Source organism: Arthrobacter sp. MYb23 (assembly GCF_002979775.1).
Taxonomy (GTDB): Bacteria; Actinomycetota; Actinomycetes; order Actinomycetales; family Micrococcaceae; genus Arthrobacter.
Genome location: NZ_PCPR01000047.1, coordinates 1 through 7,810 on the forward strand (window position 1 = coordinate 1; position 7,810 = coordinate 7,810).

The 7,810-nt window shown below is 59.1% G+C and carries 8 protein-coding genes and 1 pseudogene; 7 read left to right on the top strand and 2 right to left on the bottom strand.

Annotation, left to right across the window (positions count from 1 at the left end; all coding sequences use genetic code 11):
• Together CQ020_RS24680 and hxlB are read right to left on the bottom strand one after the other, a co-directional pair.
• Positions 1-76, bottom strand: a pseudogene (locus CQ020_RS24680) (3-hexulose-6-phosphate synthase); the annotation flags it as partial.
• Positions 77-146: 70 nt separating this feature from the next.
• Positions 147-746: a 6-phospho-3-hexuloisomerase gene (gene hxlB, locus CQ020_RS23770; protein WP_105694299.1), complete on the bottom strand. Its 600-nt coding sequence runs from the start codon at positions 744-746 to the stop codon at positions 147-149.
• Between the two features lie 305 nt (positions 747-1,051).
• On the opposite strand from hxlB, the gene CQ020_RS23775 reads away from it, so the two are divergent.
• The 7 genes from CQ020_RS23775 to CQ020_RS23805 all read left to right on the top strand — a co-directional run bounded on the left by CQ020_RS23775 (position 1,052) and on the right by CQ020_RS23805 (position 7,651).
• On the top strand, positions 1,052-1,771 hold the full coding sequence (locus CQ020_RS23775) for a FadR/GntR family transcriptional regulator (protein ID WP_258142182.1): 720 nt from the start codon (positions 1,052-1,054) through the stop codon (positions 1,769-1,771).
• Positions 1,768-2,478: a cache domain-containing protein gene (locus CQ020_RS23780; RefSeq protein ID WP_105694300.1), complete on the top strand. Its 711-nt coding sequence runs from the start codon at positions 1,768-1,770 to the stop codon at positions 2,476-2,478. The genes CQ020_RS23775 and CQ020_RS23780 overlap by 4 nt, the downstream gene beginning before the upstream one ends.
• A 426-nt stretch (positions 2,479-2,904) precedes the next feature.
• Positions 2,905-4,401: an APC family permease gene (locus CQ020_RS23785; RefSeq protein ID WP_105694301.1), complete on the top strand. Its 1,497-nt coding sequence runs from the start codon at positions 2,905-2,907 to the stop codon at positions 4,399-4,401.
• A 411-nt stretch (positions 4,402-4,812) separates the two neighbouring features.
• Entirely contained in the window at positions 4,813-5,190 is a 378-nt protein-coding gene (locus CQ020_RS23790) for a cupin domain-containing protein (RefSeq protein ID WP_024819177.1), read from the top strand.
• A gap of 9 nt (positions 5,191-5,199) precedes the next feature.
• Positions 5,200-5,679, top strand: a complete 480-nt coding sequence (locus CQ020_RS23795) for a dimethylamine monooxygenase subunit DmmA family protein (protein ID WP_105694302.1) — start codon at positions 5,200-5,202, stop codon at positions 5,677-5,679.
• On the top strand, positions 5,676-6,656 hold the full coding sequence (locus CQ020_RS23800; protein ID WP_105694303.1) for a PDR/VanB family oxidoreductase: 981 nt from the start codon (positions 5,676-5,678) through the stop codon (positions 6,654-6,656). The genes CQ020_RS23795 and CQ020_RS23800 overlap by 4 nt, the downstream gene beginning before the upstream one ends.
• Positions 6,653-7,651 carry a DUF3445 domain-containing protein gene (locus tag CQ020_RS23805; RefSeq protein ID WP_105694304.1) on the top strand — a complete coding sequence of 333 codons (999 nt, stop codon included), beginning with the start codon at positions 6,653-6,655 and terminating at the stop codon, positions 7,649-7,651. The genes CQ020_RS23800 and CQ020_RS23805 overlap by 4 nt, the downstream gene beginning before the upstream one ends.
• Positions 7,652-7,810 lie beyond the last annotated feature (159 nt).

The window sequence follows — 7,810 nt, forward strand, 5'->3', positions numbered from 1 at the left end:
CGTACTCCGCAACCTGACCAGCCAGCTCAAGAGCAGCCTCGGTAGTGAGCAAATCAATAGCAACCTGGAGTTTCATGGTGTTTTCCTTCTGTTGTTACTTCAATGGGGTGTAAAAATCAGGGTTTGGTGCTCTGGGGACAGCGTGTTTACTCAAGGTTGGCGTGACGCAGCCAAAGCTTTTCTGCCGGCTGCGCATCGCTTTCCCACAGGGACTGGAAGATGGCTTCGGTGGCCAGGAACAGTGCTTGCTCGAAAAGCGATCCTGCATACTGCCTGGAAACGGCGGAGCCATGGTCGGTCTTCTGTGCAGCCGGAATGATGACCAGAGCGTCGGCGAGCCCGGCAAGCGGCGAATCAGCGTTGGTGGTGAACACCGCGATGCGGGCACCGGCCTTGGCTGCTGTCTCTGCTGACTTGACGACGCCCGATGTGGTTCCGGATCCGGAAGCCACCAGGAGCAGATCGCCCGATGCGATGGCAGGTGTGGTGGTATCGCCAGCGATGTGGACTGTGAGACCCAAGTGCATCAATCGCATGCCGGCCATGCGCAGCACCAATCCGCTTCGGCCGGCGCCGGCAACAAAAATGCGGCCAGGGTGGCTGATGTGACTCGCGAGGCGGGCCATCTGCTGTTCATCAAGCTTTGCTGCGGTGCCCGTGATCTCGTCCCTGACGAGGGACAGATTGCGGACAATATCAGATGCTTTGGTGTGCGCGGCAGTCGTCGCGCTTGCTGTCGTATTCACGATTTGTCCCCTTCGGTTTCAGTCCTCGTCCTGCGGGGGGTCGAGGAGTTCTTTCGGTTGAGAACCATGTTTCCGAATCAAAAGGGGTGGGGTAACACTGTTTTCTGACGGTTCTTCCTACACTTAAGGAGTGGTCCGCACGGCGTTTGAAAATTTCAGCCGGAGTCAGAGCATTAAAAAGGCTCGATTTGAGTGAGACTTTCAAGTAACTCTCGTCTGTAGTATTGAAGCCACCCGCAGTCCAACTTTCGGAGCGCAGATTCTTGGCATCGCCGTCCTCTTTTCAGTCGCAGATTTACCGCTCTTTGCCGGAGATTGAGCGCGCCGAGGCCATCGTCGACAGAATCTCCACGGCGATCTCCCTCGGCCTGCTGAAAGTGGGCGAACGCCTGCCAGCCGAAGCAGCGCTCTCGGAAATGTTCGGAGTTGGCGGCGCTACTCTTCGCGAAGCCTTGACTGCGCTGCGGGACCAGGGAATCGTCGAGACGCGCAGGGGCCGGAGCGGCGGTTCTTTCGTCGTCAAGCAGCCGCAAACGCAAGCGGACGCCATGCGGGCGTGGTTCCTATCGACGTCGATCTCGGAGATCCGGGACATCGGAGACGAACACGCGGCCATCGCGGCCGCAACCATCAGGCTGGCCTGCGAACGCGCAGAGGCTCACGACTTCGAGCGCCTCCAGGAGCTCGCACGTTCCTTGGTACTCGCCCACTCCCCCGAGCACCGCGCATCCGCCGATAGCCGTTTCCACGTCGAGCTGGCCGTGGCAGCTCAATCACCCAGGCTCGCCAATGCCGAGATCAGGCTGCAACAGGAGACGGTCCAGCAGTTGTGGACGCCCCTTGCTGTAGCATTTGACCCCGAAACGGCAACCGCTGAACACTTGGAATTGGTTCGGGCAGTTGCGCAAGATCAGCCCGAGAAGGCCCAGGCATTGGTGCTTGGACACATCAGGCGGAACATTTTCCATCTGATTGATACGAAGCTAACAGTCGGATACGCCCAATCAAATCAGGATGCCCAATGAAGCTCGACAACGAAGTCGTACACGCTGCACATGCCTTGGCCCATTGGACCGGCGGCGTCCTGGCCGAGATCAATCACCTCGCCCGAAACGTTGCCGAACTGGTGGAATTGAACCTTGCCGGCCGCCCGAAAGTGGACGAGTCATCACTGCTGGGACTCGAAGTGCTCTCACGGGAGTTCCTCGCTAAAAACACGTTCGCCGTAGGCGCGGGAACCTTTTTCGCAGCCCAGTCCGTCGAGGCCGAGGGGCACATTTTCGAGTGGTGGTCCCGGGGGCAATCGGGCTCCATTGCGAAACTCGATGCAGACCTGACTCCAGGCAGCAACCGCTACTACGACTACGAGAAGCTCCCGTTCTTTTCCACTGCAGCTTCCACCGGCGAACAGACTCTTTGGGGCCCGTATATTGACTACCTCGGCTTCGAGGAATACATCATCACTCTCACAGCGCCCTTCTCTCTCCACGGCACCTTCGCCGGAGTGGCGGGCTGTGACATCCTGGTCAAGGACCTGGAACCGCTGATCATGCCGGACTTGCGCGCCATCCCGGACAATGCGGCGCTGGTGAACGCCAGCAATCGCGTCATCATGGGAAACTCGGGGATGTACTTGGTGGGCGAACGCATCAAGCCCGGATCTCCCGAAGACCAGCAGCGCATGGACTTGGACGTCCCGCATCTGGGCCTCTCCCTGGTCTACGGCAGCTAGCACCGAGGCCTCCCCGGGCACCTTCTCAAATTCATTTCAATAAAAGCTGTTGAAATGAAGGTATATGGAGGTAACCTCTGAAGTGATCTATTTCACAGAAAGCTCGGAACGGTAAGCGGAAGGCCTGCCCCACAGCCGCAGGCGCTTCATCATCACTCTTCCGTTGACGGCACCTCGCCTGGTCCGTCGCCAGTTCACCTCCGGCCGCGCCACGCTGACGACCAGCAGCAGCGCGCTCGTTATCCGGATCCACAGCTTCGTCCATGCCTCGACGCGCGGGGAAAAAGACGCGCACTCTGAATGTGAAGACATAACTTGCCGTGGAGTTCGCTGACCCGTTTTTAGGGGTTTCAGCGGGGCTATTGGGGGCGGCAAGTTTATCCAACTGAAGAAGACGGGCCCTTAGTTCAGTCAAGGGAGATTGCTATGAGTGAGAACCGTTTAGACAAAACCAACAGCCAAACAGACGGCTTGGCAAGGTCAATCGATTGGAAGCAAGGACTGGCCATCGCGTTGGGTGTGCCCCTGCTGATCCTGCCATCCTTGGGCTATCTGCCCATGTATTTGTCGGCTGGAGCCATTGTTGTCTGGGGATTATCGGTGGTGCAGGGCTTCTTCCAGAACGCCGCCTACGCCGAGTTGGCCACCACTTTCCCAAAAGCCTCCGGCCTGCCGGGCTTTGCACAGCACGTTTTCCGCACTGAGAATTATCAAGGCAGGTACGACAAAAGCAAGCTGCTGGGCGGTTTCAGCGCCTGGAGCTACTGGTTCGCCTGGACTCCAGTCCTGGCAATCTTTTCCATACTGGTAGGGAGCTACCTTCATGGGCTTTTCCCGGTTCTGGCCGAAGTATTCAGCGTCAACCAACTCGCCCTGATGGCGGGGGCAGTGATCATCGGCGGCTTGTTCGTGGTGAATTGGTTCGGCCTCAAGGATGGCGCGAAGCTAGGCTACGTCCTTGCCGCGTTTTCCCTGATACCACTGGTGGTACTCACCGTGGCTCCGTTTGCCACCGGGCATGTTGACATGGCTAACATCACCGGAAATTGGCTGCCGGCCGACTGGTCCTGGGATATGCACCACATCCTGATCCTCTTGGGCATCTTTGCGATTGCCCAGTGGAGCGCGTGCGCTTGGGAAACGGCCGCCATCTACGGCCCCGAGTACAAGAACCCAGGTAAAGACGTATCCAAAGCCCTCTTTGCCTGCGGCATCATCTGCTTCTTCTCGTTCGTGCTGGTTCAGGCGGCAGTCATAGGCGTGCTGGGAGTCGAGGGAGTCCGGGCGGAACCCGTCTCCCCCCTGATCCCGGTTGCCAGTGCAGTTTTCGGAAGTATCGGCTCGCTGGTCACCATCATCATGCTCATTGCCGCCATGGTCCTGATTATGCAGACGGCTTACCTTGGCTCCTCCCGGGCCATGCACTCCATGGCCATGGAAGGCAACCTTCCCCGGTCCCTGGGCAGGACCAACCGCAATGGCACTCCCTTTGTGGCCATGCTGGTGATCGGCCTCTTCAATCTGGTACTCATCTTCATGGGCAACCCCGCCGCAATCGTCGCCGCATCGGCCATTGGATACACCTGCGCCAACGGCATCAGCCTCTTCGCCTACGTAAAGGCCAAGAAGAACCCGGCGTTTGCAGGGCTTGAAAGGCCCTTCAAAGCGCCCAAGGGCTGGACAAACGTCGCGCTGCTGTTCGGCTTGTTCAATCTGCCTCTCTGCCTGATCGGCGTGGTCTATTTGAACAGCCTGGAGATCGGCTGGACGCCGACGTGGGTGGGCTTCATCGTCCTCGGGCTATACCTTCCCATCTGGTTCTATTCGCAGCGTGAAGCGGCGCGGTCCCGGGAGAAGGCAGCTGCCGCCGTCGAGCTTTCAGGTCACCACGAAGAGGACTTGGAGGGCGTCACCCGCCTCTAGGCTGCAGAAAAAACGCCGCCGTCCGCAGGCATCATTACGGAGAGAAACCATGCCCGCAGGGGGCAGGGCCGGTCAGCCGGTCCTGCCCCGCTGCTATTTTCACGGCGATTCCGGCAGCGGGCTGCGAATTGGAGCCGCTTGAAGTCGCCCCCGGAAACTCGTCATGAAGTTTTTACAAAAAAGTCTGGACTATAAGTATTAGCTCGAGTAGCTTTACTTATGGAACGAGAGAGTGATCCGAATCACAAGATCGCAGGTGATGTTGGAATCACATCTACTCCCCAAAACAAAGGGCTTTCAGGGATAGCATCCCACCCACCCGGGCCAATCGCCCACCTTTCACTCAGTTGCTAAATGCATTTGAAGTGAGACTTTTCTACACCCACCATTACTCACTCAAAGGAGAGACCCATGGACACGCTCGTAGGAACACTCAGCAAGGCCGGATCCATTCACAAGGTGGAAGGCGGTTATGTCGGAATTCCGTCAATGGACCTCCCTGGAAGCGAAGCCTTCATCGGTGACGCCCTCCACAACCCCGAAGGCTCGGTAATGAGCGCCGGCTTCTTCGAGCTCAAGGCGTCAGAGCCCGTGGTGTACACGTACACGTACGACGAAATGAAGGTAGTCATCCAGGGCGAGTTCATCCTCACCGACCAGACCACAGGCGAAGTGACCCACGCGAAAGAGCGTGACGTGCTGTTCTTCCCCAAGGGAACAACCGTCAAGTTCGAGACACCCGAGTACGGCCTCGGGTTCTTCGCCGGCGACCGTTCGTTCGCTCCGTAGGACCCCGCCGTGCGTTCCGCGTCAATGCCACCGGCAGGCACAGGCTTGGAACCCGGTTTTCGCGGTGTTATCTGCGCGTCTTTTGGCGCAGGTAACACCGCGGAACTACCTGGCAGTGGTCAACCCAAGCACGATCTACGATTCGACTCCGCAACCCCTGAAGCCCTCTCGGAGCTGCGGTGGGCACTCGGAAGTTCGAAGGTAGGCGTCCGGCTCATGCTCGCCGGCCCAACATCGGACATTCGTGCGGCGGCAGCAGTCGCCGCAGAATGCGGAATCCAGCAGGAGGAGATGACACTCCTGAGTGAAGAATCCGCACCCAGGGCTATCTACTGCCCGCATTGCCACGCCACCACCCCAACTCTTCGGGTGGCCGGCTCCGAGGTGAAGTGCAAAAGTTGCGGCACCAACCTCACCACCACTGACCACTTTTCCCGCCGGATGGGCGCGTATCTGGGGTACCAAGCCAATGTAGAGGAGGCATCATGACGGTGACGGCGCTCCCCATCAGTCCCCATCCGGCAGTGGACGGAGGCCTGCAGCTTGAGGTGACAAACATCAAGCCCCAGACGGACTCGATTGTCAGCATCACGTTGGCAGACCCGTCAGGAAGGAACTTGCCGTCCTACGTTCCGGGCAGCCACTTGGTGGTCCAGTACGGTGAGGAAGGAGTCAATGCCTACTCGCTGACGGGTTCCGGCAACGCCCCCTCCGAATACACCATCTCCGTCCTCCGGGTGGAGGAAGGCACGGGCGGCTCCGTGGCCATGCACCGGCTCATGGTAGGTGACAGGGTCTTCGTGTCGCGGCCCCGCAGTGCCTTTGCTCCTGCGTCAACAGCCACTCACCATCTCCTTGTTGCTGCTGGCATTGGAATCACGCCAGTTCTTTCCCATGCACGCGCCGCCGCTGATCGAGGCACCACATCGTCACTGATCTATGTCTACAGGCCCGGCGCGGGCGCGCATGTGGAGGAGGCCAGGCAACTACTCGGACCTGCCCTGACCGAGTGCCGCAACCGCGAGAGCTTCCAGCAGGTCCTCACCGGGCAGCTCACAACCCAAGGCGTTGGAACCCACCTCTACGTCTGTGGCCCGATTGCGTTCATGGATTCAGTCTTGGATCTGGCACGTGAACTGGGCTGGGCATCGGCCAGGTTGCACTCTGAAGCCTTTGGAGCAGCCGAGCTGGATGACGGCGAGCCGTTCATGGTGAACCTTGTCCGGAGCGGGCTCCGGCTTGAGGTGCCAGCCGGCATTTCACTGCTGGACACCCTGGAAAAGGCGGGCAAGAGCATCCCCAACATGTGCCGCAAAGGCATCTGCGGCGAGTGCATCCTGCCAGTCCTTAAGGGAACCCCACAGCATAGGGACCTTTACCTCACCGATCAGGAGAAGGCCGAGAACACCACAATGATGTGCTGTGTTTCACGCAGCGAAGACCCGGAACTGGAGTTGGACCTTTGAGCACCACCATAGACAACGACACGGATATTACCTCCCTCCCGGACCGCATCCGGCGGTTCCCTTTCCCCTTCAGCGGCGATACCTACCGCTACAGCGCCAACGTCCAGCCGGCCAATAACCCCGCGGCCACTGCGGTGGGCTCCTGGGGTGCCGGGGTAATAGACATTGATGAGTTTTACCTCGACGAAATCGCCGACCGCGATCGGATTCTGAGGCGCGACCCGTCACGCATGCAGGTCCTGCCGCACATGCGCCCTGCAGTGTGGGACACGGTGGCCACCCTGCTGCCCACCATGGCGGAGGAAAACCCGGAGATCATGTCCTTCCACCGCGAAGGCAACAGCTGCCGATGGCAGAACAAGCTCCAGGACCTGGAGATCGAGTTCACAGTTGGCGACGACGACTCGCTCCCCATGGGACCCCTGCGTTTTCTCGGCACTCAGATCCAGGACGACATCGTCCTCCTGGACGTCAGGGATAACACTATGTGGCTTGACGCCGGCCTGGTCAGCTTCGCCGCAGACTGGTCCTTCGGTTTCGACGTCGGAATGAGCTTCCAGGAGATCCATCACCCTGTTCCGCGGGTCAAGGAAGAACGCATCATCAGCCGCGCCGAACAGTTCCTCCTCCGGTTGCAGCCCGGTGAACAGTTCCGGCGCACCAACTGGACCATGACCATCGGCAGACGGCTGGATACCTCCACGGAGACGTACCCCGAGTGGGGGCCTGACCGCGCCACCATTGCCACCGATCCGGACATGCCGGACAAGCTTCATCTGCGAGTGGAAGTCCAGCACCTGATTCGCCTCCCCCACACGGGAACCTTGCTGTTCCTGATCCGCAGCTATCTCCTGCCCCTGAGGGACATTGCACAGGTACCTGCCTGGCGCGAAAGGTTCGGCAAAGTCCTGGCCGAACTTCCGGAAGACATGGCGGAATACAAAGGCATCATCCGCTACCGGAAGGCAGCCTCCGAGTGGCTGCTTGCCGGCTAATAACCATCGATCAATCGACATATCAAACACATCGAATCAAAGGAGTTCATCGTGACTTTGAATATTGAAACTGAGGCTCTTGTGGGTGTTTCGCATCCGTTGGATCCGTTGTCGCGGGAGGAGATTTCCCGTGTTGTGGCTGTTTTGAAGGAGGGTCCT

What these genes read in the sequence shown, in the direction of transcription:
- CQ020_RS23780 (WP_105694300.1), top strand. Translation starts at nt 1,768, where the DNA reads ATGAAGCTCGACAACGAAGTCGTACACGCTGCACATGCCTTGGCCCAT.
- CQ020_RS23785 (WP_105694301.1), top strand. Translation starts at nt 2,905, where the DNA reads ATGAGTGAGAACCGTTTAGACAAAACCAACAGCCAAACAGACGGCTTG.
- CQ020_RS23790 (WP_024819177.1), top strand. Translation starts at nt 4,813, where the DNA reads ATGGACACGCTCGTAGGAACACTCAGCAAGGCCGGATCCATTCACAAG.
- CQ020_RS23800 (WP_105694303.1), top strand. Translation starts at nt 5,676, where the DNA reads ATGACGGTGACGGCGCTCCCCATCAGTCCCCATCCGGCAGTGGACGGA.